This window comes from Alkalihalobacillus alcalophilus ATCC 27647 = CGMCC 1.3604 (assembly GCF_000292245.2).
Taxonomy (GTDB): Bacteria; Bacillota; Bacilli; order Bacillales; family Bacillaceae_D; genus Alkalihalobacillus; species Alkalihalobacillus alcalophilus.
In genome coordinates this window covers 1-21,454 of record NZ_ALPT02000053.1, presented here as the reverse complement: position 1 = coordinate 21,454, position 21,454 = coordinate 1, and the positions used below count along the sequence as shown (strand labels likewise).

The 21,454-nt window shown below is 38.0% G+C and carries 15 protein-coding genes, 1 pseudogene and 1 other annotated feature; of the genes and pseudogenes, 9 read left to right on the top strand and 7 right to left on the bottom strand.

Translation table 11 applies throughout. The annotated features are described in order from the left end of the window. Positions 1-27: 27 nt before the first annotated feature. Genes BALCAV_RS14165 through BALCAV_RS14155 form a run of 3 tightly spaced genes read right to left on the bottom strand, consistent with a single transcriptional unit; the run spans position 28 to position 2,526 of the window. Positions 28-1,230 (bottom strand): acetoin utilization protein AcuC, encoded by a 1,203-nt coding sequence (locus tag BALCAV_RS14165; RefSeq protein WP_003320983.1) that lies wholly within the window; start codon positions 1,228-1,230, stop codon positions 28-30. Beyond that, positions 1,227-1,871, bottom strand: a complete 645-nt coding sequence (locus BALCAV_RS14160; protein ID WP_003320982.1) for an acetoin utilization AcuB family protein — start codon at positions 1,869-1,871, stop codon at positions 1,227-1,229. Before BALCAV_RS14160 ends, BALCAV_RS14165 begins: the two co-directional genes overlap by 4 nt. Positions 1,872-1,893: 22 nt before the next feature. After that, a complete protein-coding gene (locus BALCAV_RS14155) occupies positions 1,894-2,526 on the bottom strand; it encodes a GNAT family N-acetyltransferase (RefSeq protein WP_003320981.1) in 633 nt (210 codons plus the stop codon). A gap of 187 nt (positions 2,527-2,713) precedes the next feature. Here BALCAV_RS14155 and acsA point away from each other — a divergent pair, with 187 nt between their 5' ends. Next, complete coding sequence (gene acsA, locus BALCAV_RS14150) at positions 2,714-4,429, top strand: acetate--CoA ligase (RefSeq protein ID WP_003320980.1); 1,716 nt, start codon at positions 2,714-2,716, stop codon at positions 4,427-4,429. A 174-nt stretch (positions 4,430-4,603) separates the two neighbouring features. On the opposite strand, the gene BALCAV_RS14145 is transcribed toward acsA, so the two are convergent. Then, complete coding sequence (locus BALCAV_RS14145) at positions 4,604-7,483, bottom strand: transglycosylase domain-containing protein (protein WP_003320979.1); 2,880 nt, start codon at positions 7,481-7,483, stop codon at positions 4,604-4,606. 138 nt (positions 7,484-7,621) lie between these two features. Continuing rightward, positions 7,622-7,831 (top strand) — a binding site (T-box leader). A 56-nt stretch (positions 7,832-7,887) separates the two neighbouring features. On the opposite strand from BALCAV_RS14145, the gene tyrS reads away from it, so the two are divergent. From tyrS to BALCAV_RS14130, 3 genes and pseudogenes are all read left to right on the top strand, one after another. Beyond that, complete coding sequence (gene tyrS, locus BALCAV_RS14140) at positions 7,888-9,123, top strand: tyrosine--tRNA ligase (RefSeq protein ID WP_003320978.1); 1,236 nt, start codon at positions 7,888-7,890, stop codon at positions 9,121-9,123. Positions 9,124-9,216: 93 nt separating this feature from the next. Further along, positions 9,217-9,582: a CidA/LrgA family protein gene (locus tag BALCAV_RS14135; RefSeq protein ID WP_003320977.1), complete on the top strand. Its 366-nt coding sequence runs from the start codon at positions 9,217-9,219 to the stop codon at positions 9,580-9,582. A gap of 82 nt (positions 9,583-9,664) precedes the next feature. After that, a pseudogene (locus BALCAV_RS14130) lies at positions 9,665-10,264 on the top strand (LrgB family protein); the annotation flags it as partial. 74 nt (positions 10,265-10,338) lie between these two features. Here the strand turns inward: BALCAV_RS14130 and BALCAV_RS14125 are convergent. After that, the gene (locus BALCAV_RS14125; protein WP_040324039.1) at positions 10,339-11,955 is read right to left on the bottom strand and encodes a glutathione ABC transporter substrate-binding protein; all 1,617 of its coding nucleotides are present in this window, start codon (positions 11,953-11,955) and stop codon (positions 10,339-10,341) included. Between the two features lie 353 nt (positions 11,956-12,308). Between BALCAV_RS14125 and BALCAV_RS14120 the strand changes: the two genes are divergently transcribed. The 4 genes from BALCAV_RS14120 to BALCAV_RS14105 are packed head-to-tail and all read left to right on the top strand — an operon-like array spanning position 12,309 to position 16,182. Then, entirely contained in the window at positions 12,309-13,211 is a 903-nt protein-coding gene (locus BALCAV_RS14120) for an ABC transporter permease (protein WP_003320865.1), read from the top strand. Positions 13,212-13,230: 19 nt separating this feature from the next. Next, entirely contained in the window at positions 13,231-14,154 is a 924-nt protein-coding gene (locus tag BALCAV_RS14115; RefSeq protein ID WP_003320866.1) for an ABC transporter permease, read from the top strand. A gap of 14 nt (positions 14,155-14,168) precedes the next feature. Then, positions 14,169-15,194 carry an ABC transporter ATP-binding protein gene (locus tag BALCAV_RS14110; RefSeq protein WP_003320867.1) on the top strand — a complete coding sequence of 342 codons (1,026 nt, stop codon included), beginning with the start codon at positions 14,169-14,171 and terminating at the stop codon, positions 15,192-15,194. Further along, positions 15,187-16,182, top strand: coding sequence for an ABC transporter ATP-binding protein (locus BALCAV_RS14105; protein ID WP_040324038.1), 996 nt, complete (start codon positions 15,187-15,189; stop codon positions 16,180-16,182). The genes BALCAV_RS14110 and BALCAV_RS14105 overlap by 8 nt, the downstream gene beginning before the upstream one ends. 511 nt (positions 16,183-16,693) lie before the next feature. Here BALCAV_RS14105 and rpsD read toward each other — a convergent pair. Continuing rightward, positions 16,694-17,296 carry a 30S ribosomal protein S4 gene (gene rpsD / locus BALCAV_RS14100; RefSeq protein WP_003322743.1) on the bottom strand — a complete coding sequence of 201 codons (603 nt, stop codon included), beginning with the start codon at positions 17,294-17,296 and terminating at the stop codon, positions 16,694-16,696. Between the two features lie 441 nt (positions 17,297-17,737). Between rpsD and BALCAV_RS21265 the strand changes: the two genes are divergently transcribed. After that, on the top strand, positions 17,738-19,945 hold the full coding sequence (locus tag BALCAV_RS21265; protein WP_003322742.1) for a sensor domain-containing diguanylate cyclase: 2,208 nt from the start codon (positions 17,738-17,740) through the stop codon (positions 19,943-19,945). Positions 19,946-20,120: 175 nt separating this feature from the next. On the opposite strand, the gene BALCAV_RS14090 is transcribed toward BALCAV_RS21265, so the two are convergent. Further along, positions 20,121-20,615 (bottom strand): GAF domain-containing protein, encoded by a 495-nt coding sequence (locus BALCAV_RS14090; RefSeq protein WP_003322741.1) that lies wholly within the window; start codon positions 20,613-20,615, stop codon positions 20,121-20,123. Positions 20,616-21,454: the final 839 nt, after the last annotated feature.

The following is a 21,454-nucleotide window of genomic DNA, read 5'->3' as shown; positions in this document are numbered from 1 at the left end:
GCCAAAAAGAGCTAAACCATCACACTCTTAAAAGGAGTCGAGGTTTAGCTTTTTTGCTTTTGAGTTTGATGATGCTTCCCTGCGGATGTGAAGAAGGGCATGTTCTAACGTTTTTCGGTTCTTTTCGGTGATTTCTGCCCTTCTTGGGATGCTCGGAAATTTATTCGGATCATCAAGCCATGTTCGTGGCAATGGGCAAGGAGCATCCTTTTCCCATTTATTAATCCACGATGTCGGAATCTTCTGTTGGAACAGATGGGTTTGCTCACTCATTTCTAGCCAGATAGAGCTCCAAGCACGAGGGACGACATCCCAAATATCATAACCACCTCCACCAACAGCAATCCATTTCCCATTACAATATTCATGGGCCAGTTCATGTGCAAGTTTAGGGATATAATGAAAGCTTTTTAAAGAGACGGATAAATGTGTTAATGGATCTTGAAAGTGAGCATCTGCTCCATTTTGTGTCAAGATCACATCAGGTTTAAAAAACTCAATGACTTCTCGGAGAGCGGTTTCATAAACTTCTAAAAAAGAATCATCCTCAGTAAATGCATCGATTGGTACATTAATTGAATAACCATATCCATGTCCTGAACCAATTTCATTTGTTTGTCCAGTACCAGGGAATAAATAACGACCTGTTTCATGGATGCTTAATGTACAAACAGATGGATCGTCATAAAAAGCAAATTGCACGCCATCGCCATGATGAGCATCTGTATCAATATATAAAACGCGTGCTTGATAATGTCTTTTTAAATACTCAATGGCAATCGCACTATCATTATAAATACAAAAACCAGAAGCTTTGCCACGGAATCCGTGGTGTAGGCCGCCGCCAAGATGGAGGGCATGTTGAAACTGGCCACTCATGACTGCTTCAACGGCTGTTAATGTACCACCAACTAATAAAGCAGATGCTTGATGCATGTTTTTAAAAATAGGAGTATCTTCAGTATCTAGACCATAACAATCGGCAGTATGGGCATCAATGGTATCTTCTCCTGCTTTTTTTACAGCGTCAATATAATCTTGATGATGTACATAAGCAATTTCTTCGTCGGTTGCCATTCGAGGTTTTAAGATGTTCGTCTCATCAAGAGCAGCTGAATTTTTTAATAGATCGTATGTTAGTTGCAAACGCATATGATTAAAAGGATGGTTATCATTAAATCGGTAGCCTAGTTGTTCGGATGAATAAATAAAGGCAGATTGTAAAGTCATCTTGTTCCTCCTGGGATGCTTGGCCACAATACTTCATATCCAGCTGCATGAATTTCTTGGATGACACGTCTTGGGTCGATCGTTTGGATACGAAAAATAAGTATTTTGTCTCCTTGGTTGTCACATGGACGGACGATCACACTAATGATATTTATTTTATAGTTTTTAAAAATAGAGGCTACATCTGCAAGTACTCCCATTTTATTAGGTACTTTAATTTCAATATGTGAGCTTGGTTGATGAGCACCAATTAATTCAGTTAAACAATAAAGAACTTCTTTTTCAGTAATAATGCCGACTAATTTTTGGTTGTCTAAGATTGGTAAACAACCGACTCGATGAGAATAAAAGATAGAAGAAGCATCTTGAATAAAGTCAAGAGGGTGAGCCGTAATCACATTTGTGGTCATTAGATTAGTAATTGGCTGACTTAATACATCATCATCCTGTTTGTTTGAAAAAATAGATGGTCTTGCATCACGAATATCCCGGTCGGAAATAATGCCAACTAAATGGTTATTTTCATTCATAATCGGTAAATGACGGATTCGGTTTTCTTCAAGTGTCTGAATGGCTTCTTGAATTGTTGCGTTTATTTGTAAAGTAATGACTTCTTTTTGCATGATTTCTTCTACAATCATTGAACGTCACTTCCTTAAATTATTAATACATAAATCGGTTTTGAAACCGTAGTTGATCAAATTCTTGAATGGTTTCTGGTTTTACATTTTTTCCGATCCGTGCCATTAAGCAGTTTGCAGGATGAGAACTAATCTCCGGATCGTCTGTGGCAAACCAAATAAGTCCCCCAGCATTCATCATTTTTTCCATCATTTTTCGATATTCCCATACATCTAAACCGCTTCCTTTAAGATCCCAATGCCAATAATATTCAGTTGTAATAAGAATATAATCTTCCATAATGGGATCTTGAACCGATAATTCTAGCATCGTTTTTCCAGCCCGAACTCGTCGATAATCTGGAGCGATTTCAATAGCTCCTAACTCAATTAAGTTCTCAATATTTCCCTCTGACCATCGTTCTAGTGGGTCGGGATAATGGAATGTCACATAACCTACAACGGTTTCTTCGTCACGAATAATATTGATTCGACCTTCAGGTAATTCAGCAATTTCTAATAATGCTTCTTTCTGTTCTTTAACAGGTCTAAAAGAAGTTAAATCTTCGTGAAAATGATAGGTTGCTAGTCGTTCGGCTGGAACAGGCCCTTCTAGTATAATCGTTCGATCCTGATAAGGTATTTCGGTTTTGGCATAGGTTTTATGATGTATCATCTTTATTTGTAACCACCTTTAAAAAGCTATTTCACATCTTGAGTTTATCATAACATAAAGAAAAGATGAACTTTTCAAAATATTAAATTGACAGTTTTTTGTCATAATTGAACATTTTAAATTGAATAAATTTTCAGGATGTTATATAATAATTTTGTAAATTGAAAATAAGAGAGGAAGATGTTAAATGAAAGTGCAAGCGCTTCCATCTGTAAATGGGAACTACAATTTAAAAGACTATGATGAGGCTGTAAAGTCGTTCAATTGGGAATCAGTGAAAGAGCAATTCTCTTGGAATGATACGGGAAAAGTCAATTTAGCTTATGAAGCAATCGATCGTCATGCTGTTGGCGAAAAGGCTTCACAAATTGCGTTATATTATAATGATGCTAAACGAGATGAGTCGTTTACATATGAAGAAATGAAACGAAATTCAAATAAAGCGGCAAATGTTTTAAAAGAAGTAGGAGTAGAAAAAGGAGATCGTGTTTTTATTTTTATGCCACGTTCACCTGAGCTCTATTTTGCTCTATTAGGAACGATTAAATTAGGAGCTATTGTTGGACCTCTTTTTGAGGCATTTATGGAAGGTGCGGTAAGAGATCGTCTGGAAGATAGTGAAGCAAAAGTATTAGTTACAACACCAGCGTTATTGGAACGTGTGCCAGTCGGGGATTTACCAGCACTAGAAAAAATTCTAATCATTGATGATAAAGTAAAAGAAGACGACAAAATTGTTGATTTCTTAAGCCAATTTAATAAAGCAAGTGATGAGTTCGAAGTAGAATGGGTTGATCTTGAAGATCCATTAATTTTACATTACACATCTGGCTCTACTGGAAAACCTAAAGGTGTCCTTCATGTTCACAATGCGATGATCCAACATTACCAAACGGCTAAATGGGTACTAGATTTAAAAGAAGAAGATGTCTACTGGTGTACAGCTGACCCAGGTTGGGTAACTGGAACATCTTACGGTATTTTTGGACCATGGCTTGCTGGTGTAACGAATGTCGTAAAAGGTGGACGTTTTAGCCCAGCAGATTGGTATGAAACATTACAAAAATATAATGTAACCGTTTGGTATAGTGCACCAACTGCTTTTAGAATGCTTATGAGTGCTGGTGATACCGTTGTAGAAAAATACGATTTATCAAGCGTTCGTCACGTATTAAGTGTTGGGGAACCGCTAAACCCAGAAGTTGTTCGTTGGGGGATGAAAGTATTTAATTTACGAATTCATGATACGTGGTGGATGACAGAAACGGGTGCTCAGTTAATTTGTAATTATCCAGCAATGGAAATCCGTCCTGGTTCAATGGGTAAACCGATTCCAGGTGTTGAAGCAGCGATTATTGATAACCAAGGTAATGTGCTTCCTCCTAATCGGATGGGTAACCTAGCCATTAAAAAAGGTTGGCCATCAATGATGAGAGCGATTTGGAAAAACGAGCCGAAGTATAACAGCTATTTTGAGATTGATGGCTGGTACGTATCAGGAGACTCTGCCTATATGGATGAAGATGGCTACTTCTGGTTCCAAGGACGTGTTGATGACGTGATTATGACCTCTGGGGAGCGAGTTGGACCATTTGAAGTCGAAAGTAAGCTTGTCGAGCATCCAGCGATTGCTGAGGCCGGGGTTATTGGAAAACCGGATCCGGTCCGTGGTGAAATTATTAAAGCCTTTATCGCATTACGTGACGGGTATGAGGTTACGGATGAGTTAAGAGAAGAAATTCGTGTATTTGTTAAAAACGGGCTTTCTGCACACGCAGCACCAAGAGAAATTGAATTCCGTGAAAAACTACCAAAAACGCGTAGTGGAAAAATTATGAGACGTGTACTGAAGGCTTGGGAGCTTGACCTGCCAACAGGTGACTTATCAACAATGGAAGACTAAAAACTAGTTTATGGAGTGGCTGGATTCACATTTTATGTGAGTTCAGTCACTTTTTGATAGGAGGAAGAAGAGAGACTTTTGGATGGGGGATTTGAAAGGCTGCTTAGGTTTTTAAGCTCAAAGGAGATACAAAAAAGCCGCACCTCATCGGTGTGGCTTTCCTCATTTATCAAATTAATCATCATTCTCATCGTTATTATCTTCAGTACTATTATCTCCATCGTTATTATCAGTTTCGTTATCTGCCTCTTCTTGCTGGCGACGTTCTTCTTCTTCGCGTTCTTGACGTTCTTCTTCCTCACGTTTTTGACGCTCTTGTTCGGCTTTCTTTTCTTTCTCTTCAGCACTAACCCAGTCGCTTCCTTTGGCAATATCGGAAGCTGGGGATTCATTCCCTCTTGTATCAACGGCGGTCACATAATAAGCTTTAGAGCCACCGCTAACTTTATGACTAGTGGTCGTATTCATTTTTACACTAGCGACACGGCTAAAATTATCACTACCGTTATCAGCTTGATAAATGCGGTAACCGACAATATCACTGGCTCCGTGTTTACTCCAGGATAAGGTTGACCCACTTACTTTTACACCAGAAACTTTGCCAGGTGTGTTGCCGTTATCTGGAGCATTATTATTAGGAACAATGTTTTTCATATTATCAGGTAGGTATTGGCTAATATTATTTATATTCCAGTTATTAAATGAGACGGTTATCCCTTGTTCAGTAAATTCTGATGGAGTCGAATCTAATGCTTTATAGTTTCTACCATCGATGGTGACGTATCGTGCTGCACCACTATTATCTTGTTGCGATGGGACAAATTTTGAATTGAATAATTCAGTTTTTACATACCCTGCGTCCTGACAAGCCTTTGAAGGGAGTGTCCCTGTCAATGTACACACTTGACGACTCACAATGCCGTCAGGAGCTTGAAAACGTTCACCTGAGGCTAATAATTCCGGTGATACCTTATGAATCGTATTAGCTAAATTGGCCCAAATATCGAGTGTTCGTTGGTTATAACCACTATTAAGTGACATATTATGTTCATAACCATACCAGATTCCCATTGATATTTTCGGGCTTGTGGCCACAAACCAATAATCTCTTTCACTTGAAGTTGTTCCTGTTTTACCAGCCCAGTCTGTATTGCCAGCTAATTTATTCGGGGCACTTAACCGACTTGCTGTTCCATTAGTTAACACACCACGTAACATATCGATCATTAAATAAGATGTTTGTGGGCTATAAACTTCAACAGGATTGATCTCATGTTCATAAATGGTTTTTCCATCTTTTGTTTCAATTGTTTCAATCATATAAGCTTCGATAAATTTCCCGCCATTTGCAAAGGTTGCGTAGGCATTTACATTTTGCTCAACAGTCATTTCAATCGGGCCTAATGCAGTTGATTCAGGAAGAGCATTTTCTCGATGGTAGAACCCTAATTTATCAAATACTTCTTTACTTAATTCATGAGGTACGGTATTAAATGCACGTACTGCAGGAATATTTCGAGATGAATGAAGCGATTCTCGAACCGTTAGCAGACCACGATAGCCACCTTCATAGTTTGAGATTGGCCCTTTCTCTCCAGTTTTAAAATTTTCTGGTGTATCAGGGATAACAAAGCCTGGTTGAACGGTCCCGTAATCCATACCTGGGGCATACCCTAATAACGGCTTCATCGTCGAACCGGTTTGCCTGACAGCTGTTGTGGCAAAATTGTATTGGTTTGTCGTTGTTTTTTCATCACGACCACCGACAAATGCAAGAACAGCACCAGTTGAATTTTCGATTACGCTAACACCAAGCTCTTCCTCTTGCATAATAGAAGGATCAATAATACTTGGTTTCGGTCTGCCTAATAGGGCTTCATTTTGTACAGCAGCTACTTGTAAGGCATCATATAATTCTTTATTAATAGTCGTATGGATTTTGTACCCATTTCGGCGTAGATTCTGGGCCGCGGTAGCTTCGTATTCGTTCATTATAGCCGTTCGTTCTTCGGCATCTTCAATTTCTGAAAGCTTAATACCATCTGCTTCAAGAGCCTGTTTCGCTAAAATCTCTGTTGCTCTTCTTAATATATCATTCGTTAAATAAGGGTAATCCTGTAAAGGTGATGCCGTTGCATCGGTTAAGTTCTCGCGAATATCATAAGTGAGAGCTTCTTGGTATTCCTCTTCTGTAATGTAGCCGACTTCATACATATTAGTTAAGACATTCCGCATTCGATTTAAACCAGCATCAAAGTTTTCTTTGACATCGCCATTACTTGTAAAGGGGGTGTACCCAAATGGACTTTGCGGTAAACCGGCTATAAAGGCAGCTTGAGGAATATTTAATTCACTCGCATCGACTCCGAAAAGACCTTCAGCAGCAGCTTGAACACCAGCAACTTGGCGACCGGATGCATTCCGACCAAATGGAACAACATTTAAATAAGCTTCTAGAATTTCTTCTTTTTCCATAAACTGCTCAAGGCGCATAGCTAATAGAATTTCCGTTGCTTTTCGGTCAAAGGAAACTTCACTCGTTAAAATTTGCTGCTTAATTAACTGTTGAGTGATTGTACTTCCACCTGTTTGAACACTGGAGTTTGCAAACTCTTGTAAAGTAGCACGCAAAATCGCTTTTGGAACAATACCTTCATGTTCAAAAAAGTGTTCGTCTTCTGTTGCAATTAAGGCTTGAATGACATATTCTGATACTTGCTCTAGCGGAATTTCTTCACGTTCAAGCTCAGTTGGAACTTTACCTAAGTATTCATCATTGGCAAAATATATTTCACTGGTCTCTTCATAGTCATAGATTTCTATGAGCATTTCTTCAGAAGAACGCAATGGTTCATCGGCGACTAGAGAAGCAAAATAACCTGCAAATGCACCACCGGCAAAAAAGAGTGACATTGCTCCTAATATGATAAAAATTAGCAATAAATTCCATAAAACTTGATATGTAATGCCGATGCTACGGATAATTTTTGTCCGATGTAACCAATCTGTAAAGGACCTAAATTGTTCGGAAATTGTTGAAAATAATTTTTTCATATCGAACCTCCTTATAACAGCCATATTATAGCATATGATAGCCGTAGTTCCTATCCTTTCAACCATATTCCTCCTGTTATTTGACATGAAAAGAAGATATGTGGTAAAAAGAAAGCAATTGTATTTCTGTAAAGCTATATTTGTGTGTTGAAGGGTAAAAGTAGAAGACACTTTTGTAAAAAGTAGAGAACTGATGGTCGGTGAAAATCAGTACAAGGTGTGTTTGAAGTACGGACCTGGAGCATTTCTTGTGAGTAGCAAGAAACGGTTACGCCGTTATCGAATCGAGTGGAAGTCTTTTTCGAAAGGCTTCAATTAGGGTGGTAACGCGATAACCTCGTCCCTTTGTGTAGGGAGGAGGGATTTTTTTATGGAAAAAATGAAGAATAGTTGGAGGAATGAAGATGGAAGATTTAAAACTAACGGTTGAGCAAAAAGAGGAAGTCGAACGTCAATTTAATTTATTGCAACGTGGAGTTGTAGAAATCGTCCCAGAAGAGGAATTCCGCAAAAAAATTGCTCGCTCGATTGTCACAGGTAAGCCATTAAAAGTAAAACTAGGAATGGATCCCTCTGCACCAGATGTTCATTTAGGTCATACAGTTGTGCTTCATAAGCTAAGACAGTTTCAAGAGTTAGGTCACCAAGTCCAAATGTTAATTGGTGATTTTACAGGAAGAATTGGCGATCCAACTGGGAAATCAGAAACACGAAAGCAATTAACAGATGAACAAGTGTTAGAAAATGCTAAAACATATGTGGAACAATATGGAAAAGTATTGGATATGGATAAGGCAACACTTTATTACAATTCAGAATGGTTAAAGAAGTTATCGTTTGAAGATGTTATTAACCTTGCTGGAAATGTGACGGTTGCGAGAATGCTTGAGCGTGATGACTTTGAAAAACGTTATAAATCAGGGCAAGCGATCTCAATTCATGAATTTTTCTATCCATTAATGCAAGGTTATGATTCTGTTGCGATGGAAACAGATGTTGAAATTGGTGGAACGGATCAAAAGTTTAACTTATTAATGGGTCGTCAGCTCCAAGAAGCATACGGTCAAGAAAAACAAATCGTCATGACGTTGCCACTAATTGAAGGTTTAGATGGAGAAAGAAAGATGTCTAAGTCCCTTCATAACTATATTGGAATTGATGAAGCACCAAATGAAATCTTTGGAAAGTCCATGTCAATTCCGGATGAACTAATGATCAAATATTACAAGCTCGCAACCGACTTAGCAATAGAGGAGGTTGAGGCTCTAGAAGCTGGATTAAAAGACGGTACGGTTCATCCACGGGACGCAAAAATGAACTTAGGTGCTAAGTTTGTAGAAATGTACCATGGTCAAAAAGAAGCCGAAGAGGCCGTCCAATATTTTAAAACGGTCTTCCAAAAAGGAGCTCTTCCAGACGATATTCCTGAAGTGAAGTGGGAGGGTGAGGCTCAAATTTGGATTGTCGATTTGCTTGTTCAATTAAAACTTCAATCATCAAAAGGAGAAGCGAGACGTATGATCCAAAATGGTGGAGTAAAGTTGAATGAAGAAAAGGTTAACGATGTTCAACAGCAAGTGGATGTCACACCGGGCTTAATTATTCAAGTTGGAAAACGTAAATTCGCGAAAATTGTCTAACAGTTGAAAAGGAGGGGCTGCCGATGAGTCATTATTGATGACTTTCTGGAACAGCCTCAATCTTTTTAGAACGATTTTTAATGGGGTGGGAAAATGAAGGTGATTTATGTGCTTGTTGGAGTTAGTGTCTTAACTTTATATAATGCACTAGGGGTTTGGATTCACTCTATGTTTCTTCCATTTATTCCTGGTAGTTTAATAGGGATGGCACTCATGTTTCTAACTTTATTAATCGGAAAAGATAAATTATACAAATGGGGAAAGCCAGGAGCAGACACACTCATAATGTATCTCCCGCTTTTTTTTGTTCCAGTCACTGTTGGAATTATTCAATATACAGAGCTAGTTTCATTAACGGGTTTGTTCATTTTTGTGACTTTGATTATGAGCACGATCGTCGTCATTTTTGTAACTTCCTGGTTAATTGAAAAAAGGCTTGTGAACCAGGAGAAACAATAATGAATATAATAGCCTTATTTTGGATATTTTTAACAATTGGGATTTATTTAGGCTCTCTCTATTTTTATAAAAAACAAAATGGAGTCTGCTACTACCTGTATTCTTTAGTACTGTCGTCATTATTTGTATTTTAATCATTTTTGATATTCCTTTTTCGGATTATCATATTGGGGCAAAGTGGATTGATTACTTTTTAGGACCGGCTATTGTAGCTCTTAGTTTCCCACTTTATTATCACCGAAAACGATTATTGAAGATCCTGCCCTTGATCTTATTTTGGCTCACATTTGCTGCGGTTCTTGCGATGTTTTTAGGGACAATTTTTTTATGGTTGTTGGATATTCCAATGGAAGTCATTAAATCAATGCTACTTCGAAACACTACCGCGGCAATTGCGATTGAACTGGCTTATATATATGGCGGAATTGCTTCGTTTACGGCGGCGATTTGTACGATATCTGGAATGATTGGGGCAATTACGGGTCCTTTTCTTTTTAAGAAGGCGAAAGTATCTCATTCGATTGCAAAGGGAATTGCGATGGGAGCCACGGCACATGCAATTGGCACAGCACGGCTTATGGAGACCGATGATGAAGCTGGTGCGATTAGCACGTTGTCCTTTTTATTAATGGCCGTTGTTGCGACCTGTTTAACACCGCTGTTTATTTATATGTATTCATAGAGTAGGAGTTTAACGATTAAAAAAGGCTACACCGAGGTCATGATTGACCTAGTGCAGCCTTTTTTTTGTAAAAATTATTGAGCTAACTGTACATCTTTGAAGAATGGTGTACCACTGAAGTTTACGAATAAACCAGATGATACGCCGTTCATGCCGTGTACGAAGTCTGGGTGATGTAAATAAATCATTGGTACTTCATCTACTAGAATTTCAGATACTTCTTTATAAGCTTGATTACGCTCATCTTGATCGGTACTTGTACGACCTAAGTCAAGTAGCTCATCAACGCGAGAATTGCTGTAGAAAGAACGGTTACCAGGATCACCGAATTGTGAAGAATGGAAAAGGTTGTATAAACCATAGTCAGCATCACCTGTTACTGTCGTCCATCCTAAAACGAATAATTCGTGCTCACCAGCGGCTGTTTTCTCTAAGAAAGCACCCCACTCAATCACTTCAATATCAACTGTAATGCCAATCTCTGCTAACTGAGTTTGAACAAACTCGGCAATATCAGCACGCTCTTTACTACCGTCATTTACAAAGATAGTTGTTGAGAAACCATCAGCATAACCAGCTTCTGCTAATAATTCTTTCGCACCTTCTACATCATATGGAAGTGGTACTAGATCTTGGTGGTTACCAACAACAGTTGGAGCAAGTGGACCAACGGCTGGAACACCTTGTCCATCTAAAATTCCATCAACTACATCATCTTTATTAATGGCCATTGCTACAGCTTGACGAACTAATTTGTCATCAAATGGCTCTTTTTCCAGGTTAATACCGACATAGTCCATACGTGTACCAGAAACACGGTCGATTTCAATTTGAGACATTGCTTCTACACGGTTCACATCAGAAGCACCTACTAACATAATGTGGGCTTCTCCACTTTCTAACATAGCCACACGTGTAGCTTGCTCAGGAACGGAAATGAATTTAATTGAGTCAAGGTATGGACCTTCACCCCAGTAATTTTCATTTTTTACCATTAGGATTTCCGCACCACGGTTCCAACTGTCAAGTTCAAATGGACCAGTACCGATTGGGTTTTCGTCAACTGTTTTTCCACCATTGTTCTCTTCTTCAATAGCAGAAGGAGCAATGATTGAACCTGCATTATGGGCTAAGTGAGCTGGAAGTGCAGCAAATGGCTCTTCTGTTGAAATTTGTACAGTGTAATCATCAATAACTTCTACTTCTGAAATCATTGCAAGAATCACTCGTTTAGGAGAAGCGAATTCTTCATCAAGGATACGCTCTAATGAAACTTTAACAGCTTCTGCATTAAAGTCTGTCCCATCGTGGAATTTAATTCCTTCTCTTAATTTAAATTCCCAAGTTAAATCATTGATAGGCTCGAAGCTCTCTGCTAGTAATGGAATAACTTCTCCATCTTCATTGTAGTCTGTTAATCTTTCAAGCATTTGTGAAGTGGCTGTATTTGATGCTGTATCATTGACACCATGAGGGTCAAGTGTTGGAGCATCTGAAGGAGTAACGAAAATTAATTCTCCGCCCTCAGCAGCTTCTCCTACTACTTCTTCTGTGTTGTCTGTGTCATCTGTACCTGCTCCATCATCAGATGGGTCTCCTTCTGTCTCCGTATTGCCACCACAAGCGGCAAGTACGATTGCTGCTACAAAAGAAAACACAAGCATAAGTAGCCATTTCTTTCTTTGTTTCATTTGATTGTCCCCCTTCAAGGTTAGTTATTTGACTATTACAAACTATATAATAATTTAAAAAATAATAATTTACAATATTATTTTGAAAGTTTTGAATAGTTATGTTAGTATTTCAATAAAAAAACTAGTTTTCCTTTGAAACTAGTTTATATAGATAATAAGGGTTTTTATTCCTTATTATCCAATAATACTATAATAATTTTGATTTTCTAAAGTACATAATTGAAAATCTATTTTTACTGAAAGGGGGATGGAAGAAAACATAATTATTTTATAGAGGGATTATTTTGCCTATAGGTTTTAGGACATTATTTTAATTATTAATTGATTGATGAGTGAAAGGATGAAAAGCGATGGAGCAGCAGCCACAAATGGGACCAGTAGCAATTAATACTCCCACACCACAAAATACTAGATTGATAAGGTGGAATAGTTTTTATAAAAAGCTAGCCAAAAATAAAGCAGCATTAGCAGGAGCCATTATCATTATCTTTTTTATGGTTTTAGCGATAATCGGGCCACTCCTTGCTCCGTATGATCCCATAACTCAAGATTATGGGAATAAATTACAACCTCCCTCTTTTGAGAATTGGTTCGGAACAGATGATAAAGGACGTGACATACTAAGCCGAATTTTGTATGGAGCTAGGCTTTCATTATCAATTGGTATTGCTTCTACCGTTCTTGGGGCCATAATTGGAATTTTATTAGGGATTGTTTCCGGTTATTACGGAAGATGGGTCGACACATTAATTATGAGAATTTGTGATGTGTTACTAGCATTCCCAGGAATTTTATTAGCGTTAGCAATTATTAGTATTCTTGGAGCAAGTACAACAAATGTTGTAATTGCTGTTGCGTTTTATGCGATTCCGAGTTTTGCTAGGATTGTTCGAGGTTCAACATTAACCGTGAAAAAGTTGGAGTATATTGATGCGATCAAAGCGGTTGGAGCGAACAATTTTAGAATAATCACAAAACATGTTTTGCCAAACATAATGTCGCCGATCATAGTTCAAACGACCTTATATATTGCATCTGCGATTATTACAGCTAGTGCGCTCTCCTTCCTCGGATTAGGAACTACGCCACCAGCAATTGAATGGGGACGAATGTTGTCTGAAGGACGTAGTTATATTGCCCAAGCACCGCATGTCACATTATTCCCAGGGTTAGCCATTTTATTTGTTGTTATTGGCTTTAACTTATTTGGAGATGGGTTACGTGACGCATTAGATCCGAAATCAAAGAATTAAGATGGGAAGGTGAACGAACATGTTTTTATTTATAGTAAGAAGAATTGTCCAAACAATTCCTGTATTAATCGGAGTGACCTTAGCTGTATTTTTAATGATGTATTTGATTCCAGGAGATGCGGCTCGAATTATCGCCGGAGAGAATGCGAATCCCGAACAAATTGAACAAATGAGAGAAAATCTTGGTTTAAATGATCCGCCACATCAACAATATCTACGTTTTGTCAGCAATGCGGTTACTGGAGATTTAGGAAATTCAATTCGCACAAATCGACCAGTCGCTCAAGAAATTTTTGATTCGCGTTTTTGGATTACGGCTCAATTAGCTATCCTCGGTACAGCTCTAGCTGTTGTATTTGGACTTATTGCCGGAATTATTTCAGCAACTCGAAAATATTCTTTTTCAGATGTCGGTTTAATGTTAATTGCTTTATTTGGTTTATCAATGCCAAACTTCTGGCTTGGGATTATGTTAATTTATGTTTTCTCTGTTCATTTTGGAGTCTTACCGGTGGCTGGTTGGGGAACATGGCAACAAATGGTTTTACCAACGATCACTTTAGGGACAGTCGGAGCGGCTATTATTGCTCGGATGACTCGCTCAGCGATGTTAGAAGTGTTGGACCAAGATTATATCCGTACTTCTCATGCAAAAGGTGTCTCGGAAAAAGTGGTTATTTATAAACATGCTCTGCGTAATGCCCTTATCCCAGTTGTAACAGTCGTTGGCTTACAGTTTGGCTCATTATTAGGAGGGGCCGTTGTAACAGAACAAGTTTTTGCCATTAATGGACTTGGACGTTTGATCGTTGATTCGATTCGAGCTCATGATTTTCCAATGGTACAAGGAGCTATTCTAGTCTGTGCCCTATTATTCGTATTCGTCAATTTAGCAGTAGATATCTCATATCGATTCTTAAATAAACGTGTGGACTTAAGTTAAGGTGGTGGCATTCAATGACTATGATAAAAAATGAGAATATTCTTGAAGTGAAAAATTTATGTACCTCCTTTTTTACTGGTGACGGAGAGGTCAAGGCCGTAGATGGTGTAGATTTTTCAATTGAAAAAGGAAAGACGTTAGGAATTGTTGGAGAGTCTGGTTCGGGTAAAAGTATTACGTCGCTTTCCATTCTTCGTCTTTTACAAGAGCCAGCTGGAAAAATTAAAGAAGGCGAAATTATTTTTAAAGGGGAAAACCTCGTTCATAAAAGTAAAAAAGAAATGCGAAAAATTCGTGGAAATAACATTTCAATGATTTTCCAAGAACCGATGACTTCTTTAAACCCGACCTTAACATGTGGGGAACAAATTGCTGAATCTGTACGTATTCATCAAAAGCTAGATCATAAAGCAGCCTGGAATAAAGCAGTGGACATGTTGAAACTAGTAGGGATTCCTTCACCTGAAAAACGAGCGAAACAATACCCGTTTGAACTTTCTGGGGGGATGCGTCAACGTGTGATGATTGCGATTTCACTTGCCTGTAATCCAGAATTATTAATCGCTGATGAACCGACAACAGCATTAGACGTAACGATCCAAGCTCAAATATTAGAGCTGATTAAAAACCTTCAATCCGAGTTAGGAACATCCTTGATGATCATTACCCATGATTTAGGTGTTGTTGCCGAGATGTGTGATAAGGTCGCCGTCATGTACTGTGGGAAAGTGGTCGAATATGCAGAGGTTGAAACGATTTTTACTGATCCGAAACATCCTTATACGATTGGGTTGTTGAATTCGGTACCAAAACATGATGAAGATGTTGAAGGAGATTTAGCGATTATTCCTGGTTCTGTGCCAAGTCCATTTAATTTGCCTGAAGGATGCCGTTTTGCCCCAAGATGTGCGTTTGCTAAGGAAATGTGCACGAAGAAATTACCAGAGTTAGAGGAATTATCGAATGGAGAAAAAGTTCGTTGTTGGATTCATACAGAGGAATGGGAAAATGCAGGGAAGGCAGTGAACGCAAATGGGTGAACAGCAAACACTATTAGAAGTTAAAGAGTTAAAACAGTATTTCCCAATTAAGGGTGGTATTTTTGGACGAACCGTTAACCATGTCAAAGCCGTTGATGACATTTCTTTTACTGTTAATGAAGGGGAGACAGTTAGTATTGTTGGAGAATCTGGTTGTGGAAAGTCAACGACAGGGCGTGCGATCTTAAGGCTTGATAACCCATATTCCGGTAGTGTTAATTTTCAAGGGGAAGATTTGCTTTCACTTAGCACGTCGCAAATGAGAAAAAAACGAAAAGATATGCAAATTATTTTTCAGGACCCATATGCGTCTTTAAACCCAAGACAAACCGTGAGTCAAATCCTTGAAGAAACGATGAAAATTCAAAATGTCGTACCGAAAAACCAACGAAGAGATAAAGTGAGAGAGTTATTAGAAACAGTAGGAATTGGGGAACATCAATTAGATAGGTACCCACATGAATTTAGTGGTGGTCAACGTCAGCGTATCGGGATTGCTCGAGCTCTCTCGGTTAATCCTAAGTTAATTGTCTGTGATGAGGCGGTTTCAGCATTGGATGTTTCGATTCAAGCTCAAGTGTTAAATCTTTTAAAAGAGCTTCAAAGAAAATTTAAGTTAACCTATTTGTTTATCTCACATGATTTAGGGGTTGTTCGTCATATCTCAGACCGAATTATTGTGATGTATCTTGGCAAGATTGTCGAAGTGGCCGATAAAAAATCGTTATTTAATGAACCGAAGCACCCTTACACCCAAGCATTGTTATCGGCAATACCAAGTACGAACATTAAACAAAAGAAAGAGCGAATTTTATTAAAAGGGGACGTTCCTTCACCAATCGATCCACCACAAGGGTGTCGTTTCCATACACGTTGTCCGTATGCGTATGAGCGTTGTAGACAAGAGGAGCCAAAGCTGCAAAGTGTAAGTAAAAGTGGCTATCAAGAAGTAGCTTGTCATCTAATGGACGAGCAAAAAGCGAATTAAAGGAAGGACTGGTTTTGTGGCAATCATTGCTATGAAACTGGTTTTTTTTAGAAAACTGCTAAAGTAAATATTAAGTTACTCAACTTTCGCAGCGTATAATGGACCCGTAACCGTTGATAGAGATTGACTTTAGGGCGATACAAGACTCAAATGGACTTTACATGAACGGTTCAATCGTTGACAGTCAGAATACATCTCTTCGTAGGCTGTTGAAGGACACTCCGCTCCTTGCCGTGGAGGCTCGCCAGGTTCCCGCAGGACGCGGAGTATGGTTTTGGGAGCGACAGCCGGAGGGTCTATAATATTTTCTTAATGCGCAGTTTATCCGTTTGGTGTGATAGTACGTTCTCGCTTTTCAAACGTGTCAAGGGCATTTGTTTAAGAGCATCATTATTTAAAACTAAAAAAGCATCATAGAAAGTGGGGAGGAGAAACTTTATTTTGTAAATATGAGAAAAAACCTCTTAAATCCTTGATGTAACAAGGTTTTAAGAGGTTTTTGAATCTGAAATTAACGAGAGTAGAACTCAACGATAAGAGCTTCAGTGATTTCTGCTGGAAGTTCAGAACGCTCTGGTAAACGAGTGTAAGAACCTTCTAATTTATCAGCATCAAAAGAAACGTAAGCAGGAACAAAGTTGTTCACATCTAAAGCTTCTTTGATAACATCAAGGTTACGTGATTTTTCACGAACAGAAATAACTTGACCAACTTTCACACGGTAAGATGGGATATCAACGCGTCCACCATCTACAACGATGTGACCGTGGTTAACTAATTGACGAGCTGCACGACGAGTACGAGCAAGACCCATACGGTAAACTAAGTTATCTAAACGAGATTCTAAAAGAATCATGAAGTTTTCACCGTGGATACCAGTCATTTTACCAGCATCATCAAAAATGCGACGGAATTGACGCTCATTTACACCATACATATGACGTAATTTTTGTTTTTCCTGAAGTTGTAAACCGTATTCAGAAAGTTTTTTACGTTGGTTTGGACCGTGTTGCCCTGGAGCATACGGACGTTTTGCTAATTCTTTACCTGAGCCGCTTAAAGAAACTCCTAAACGACGAGATAGTTTCCAAGATGGACCTGTATATCGAGCCATGTTTGACTCCTCCTTGTTATTTTGATGTTGCAAAATAACAACAGAAGGCAGAGTTCATTAATATGAATGATTTTGCTTTCATGCATCTTCGCCCCGACAGCTTGAAGTTACGTGATGCACCTCTTAAATTAGAGGAACAAAAACAAGAACATATTATCATACCTTTGCTGTCCTATTTCACACAAATTCCATTGTACATTTTTTGTTTTAGAAAGTCAATGAGTTTTGAATAAAACTCTCAATAACAAAAATGAGAATTTTTAGAAAAAAACTAAAGATATATAGTAGTATATTTTATACAGATCATTTATAATTGAATGAAAAAAAGACCTATAACTTTTTAATGGATAATAAATTGGGTAGAATAGATAGGTCTATTACTTGAGGATTAATAAAAGCTGTTAAGATGAGTAAACGAATATATGGATGGTGGTGAGATGATTGAACGTTGCAATTAAAGTTAATGAGCAAGCAACAAGTGAGGAATATCAATTCTTTATGAAAATCCTCAATCAACTTCATACGCAAACCCAATCATTAACTGAATCCATTGCGTTTCTTTTAGGCAATCAAGTAGATACTAAGTTAGCCTATTTTCATGGGTTTGATTCTGAAATGGAAGAATATATTCATAAAAAATGTCAACAATTAATCCAGAAAAAGCAACTTTATGCAAAGGATGAAAAATACGACTATTATGCCGAAGAGACATTTTTAGCAGGAGAAGGAATGTATTTTTTTGTCGTTTCTCCAAGTGAGGAAAGACCCTTAAAGGATAAACATGAGATGATGAGTAGGTTAAAAGTGAAAATTAATAATGACGATAAAAATGATGATTTTTTTAAATTGTGCACGACGAACATTCTAAAGAAAACAAACTTTCATATAAATTGGACAGCCATATCAAAAGCTTTAGTTGAGCTTGTGAACGATACATATAAGGAAGAACTATGTGTAACCGTACTTGAAAATGTTAATGATGAATTAATGGTTTTGGTGAGTTCAAATGATGTCTTCAAAAATGAAGTAAATTGGAATAATGAACTTGTGATTAATCCACAAAAGGGTGTATTTCATTCAAAACTTGTTAATGGTAGTGAACATCAACATTTTACGTTCATTCCGATTGAGAAAGAAGAGACCTTACTTGGTTATATTTTGTTTGGATATTCATTACCAGCAAAACAACCTTATGGTGATGGTCTATTTGATGACTTAATAGCTTTGTTTATTCAAGGATATGAACTAGAAAAAGCTCAACATCAGTCTCGAAATCAGGATTTATTATTACAAGTTACGAAAAAATTGCATTCGTCAATGAATATTGGTGATGTGTTAAGTGAAATTATTGACGTTATTCAAGAGGTTTTTGTTGGGTTTAAAGTAAAAGTTATGCTTTCCCATGAGTGGAATGGTGATGAAAGTATGAAAGTTTACTTACTTGATTATCGCGATAATGGTGATAATCCAACAATTGAAAAAGTTTACTTAACTGGGAAAATTGAAATTGCTATTAGTGAAGAACGACAAATCAGAACATTGTATGCTCCCCTACATGGTAGACAAGGGGTATATGGGGTATTAGAAATTGCGGCTCCACAAAATCGACTTTTTACAAAGAGTGAGTTGTCTTTTATCGAACTTTTAGCTGACATCGGTGGGAATGCATTAGAAAATGCCGAACTTTATCAACAATCCCAAAAGCTTATTTATGACTTGCAATTAATTAACCAAACTTCAAAAGAAATTAATTCGAATTTGAAGCTTGTTGATACAGTTGAATTCATTCGTAAGCAAATTATTGAATCCTTTCACGCGGAAGAAGTAGGGATTCTTTTAGTCAATCAGGCGGAGGAATTTACCTTAATTAAAGGGAGTACGGAATATTTTCAGCAAAATGGCATTCAACCTGAAATAAATCATTTATTAGAACGAGTAAAGTTTGAGATGGATTCTATTTATATAGGGAAAGCGGAAAATGATCAATCGCTGCAGTATTTTTTCTATCAATCTATATTGGCGATTCCGATGATGAGAAAGAAAAAATTAGAAGGAATCTTTTTGGTTATGCACCATCAGCCTTTTCATTTTAATTTTGATGACTTTAAGCTGCTACAAGCGATTATTCAGCATTGTACGTTAGCCTTTTCGAATTCGATTATTCATGAAGAATTAGAAAGGCTTGTTATTACAGACCATTTAACAGAGTTGTATTCACGTAGTTATCTGGATGGCCAAGTGCAAAAGTCGTTTCAAACGGATCAAAGAGGTTCTTTTTTGTTGCTTGATATTGATAATTTTAAACAAGTTAATGATACATTTGGCCATCAAGTTGGAGATGAAATATTAGTTCAAGTAGGCAAAGTGTTAAAGGATAAGACGAGAGACCGTGATATTGTGGCAAGATGGGGCGGGGAAGAACTGGCTGTTTATTTACCAAAAGTCACAAAGGAAACCGGTTATTTGATTGCCCAAAGGATCGTTAAAGCGATTGCAGGTGCAACAAGACCAAAAGTCACAGTTTCTTGTGGGATTTCTTATTGGGAGATTGAAACGACGGGATTGATCACGTTAAAGGAGCTCGTTGATAAAGCGGATAAAGCCCTTTATATGGCTAAAAATTCAGGTAAGAATCAAGCTGTTATTTAGAAGGAGTGTTTTTTCAAATACGGGTGAGTAATTTAAAGGCGATGAGAAGAAGCGTTTCTTATCTCCTTTTGGATTGATTAGGGCTTAAAGTTTAGAGAGTGTATTTATTGATTTTTATGAATAAAAAACTCAGAAGGTTATGAAATGAACCTGCTGAGTTTTTTTGATTTGGTGATTAACTCTCTGCTATTTCTAGGTGTTTTTCAAGGGTCTGAACAAATTTTTCTAATGAGAGTCGATCGGTTTGACAAAAGCGATCGACGATTGGGCTATCGATATCAAGAACTCCGATAATTTCACCAGCTCTTTTTAATGGAATGACAATCTCTGAGCGGGATGCAGCGTCACAAGCGATATGGCCAGGAAATTGATGTACATCGGCGACAAGCATCGTTTTATTTTCTTTGACAGCACTCCCACAAACACCACGTCCAACTGGAATTTGTACACAAGCGGGTAAGCCTTGAAATGGTCCAAGAATTAATTTATCTTCTTTTAAAAGATAAAAGCCGACCCAGTTCACATTTTCTAAAAATTGATTCAATAAAGCACTTGCATTCGCTAGATGGGAGATAAAATCAGTTTCTCCTGTTAGTAATGCGTCAAGTTGTTTATTTAAAAGAGAGTATTGTTCTTCTTTTGAACCGTTATAATGGGTGTGTTGAAACATCATCATTCCTCATTCCTACAATAAAATATATTCATAGTTTACATGATTCGGCAAAAGACTTCAAAATAAAAAAAGAAAAGGCGATCTGCGTATGTTGCTGTCAGAAAGTTTTCGGTATATGTCGAGGAAAAAGACAAGGAGTAGGAGCTTTAGGGTAGAAAATGTAGAATAGGAGGATATTTTATAAACTCAACTTTTGCAGCGTATGATAGACCCTTAACCGAGATTGACTTTAGGGAGATACAATACTCAAATTGACTTTAAAGGTTTGACTGTTTACATCATTTTAAACAGGAGGAAAGAGTTAATAACATCGTCCCGAGTCCCAAGCGGACAAAACCATACGGAGACTCCCGCGGGAATAAACCGTGGAGCGAGACCCCGCAAGGCTTGTCGAGGAGGCTCGCCAGGTTCCCGCAGGACGCGGAGTATGGTTTTGGTAGCGACAGCCGAAGGGCATTTGTTTGGGAGTTTCCTTTTCGCTCTGCCAACTAGTTGAACGGATTTTCTCAATGCGAAAGTTGAGTTATAAATCAATCTAGCTACGCCTGTTAGAAGCTCGAGAAAAATCGGTTCGTCTTATGAAGACAAAAAGCGTCTTCAGAAGCCGCCCCTAATTTTTTCTCGCTTCTAAACAAACAGGCTTCGCTTTATTATCAATCTAGCTACGTCCGTTAGAAGTTCGAGAAAAATCGGACAGCCTATAAAGTCAAAAAGCGACTTTTTAGTCTGCCCTTGCCCACAGGACGTGGGTACAAGGCGTTGCGGCAGGATGTCGCGAACTTAGCGTTGATCCTTGATATTCTCACTTCTAAGCAAACGGACTTCGCTTTATAATC